Origin of the sequence: Streptomyces sp. P17 (genome assembly GCF_032436805.1) — a bacterium.
In the GTDB taxonomy this organism is placed as follows: domain Bacteria; phylum Actinomycetota; class Actinomycetes; order Streptomycetales; family Streptomycetaceae; genus Streptomyces.
In genome coordinates this window covers 1-273 of sequence record NZ_JAVRBF010000809.1, presented here as the reverse complement: position 1 = coordinate 273, position 273 = coordinate 1, and the positions used below count along the sequence as shown (strand labels likewise).

Below are 273 nucleotides of genomic sequence, written 5' to 3'. Positions count from 1 at the left end.
CAGCCTGACCTTCCGGGCGGAGATCGCGGTCCATCTTGTTCAGGGGGAGACTTTAGACAAAGCGGGCTTCAAAACAAACTTTCCTGATCCGGGCCGCCCTGGGGTTTAGCGCGCGATCTTGGCTTTGGTGCGGCAATACCTTCGCCGTCGGCCGCGGCGCCACGGGCGCTGTCGGCAAAAGTGATCAAGAGCTGTTCGCCATCGACCACGTCGGCGGCCCGGCGGCGGATCTGGCCATCGGCGCCTCGCACCAGGGCAAAACCTCGGGCGAGG

At 64.8% G+C, this 273-nt stretch carries 1 protein-coding gene; it reads right to left on the bottom strand.

Annotated features, from left to right (window positions below; translation table 11 throughout):
• Window positions 1-68 precede the first annotated feature (68 nt).
• Window positions 69-273 (bottom strand): hypothetical protein (locus tag RMT89_RS43045; protein WP_315889204.1); only part of this gene is annotated, 205 nt, incomplete at its 5' end.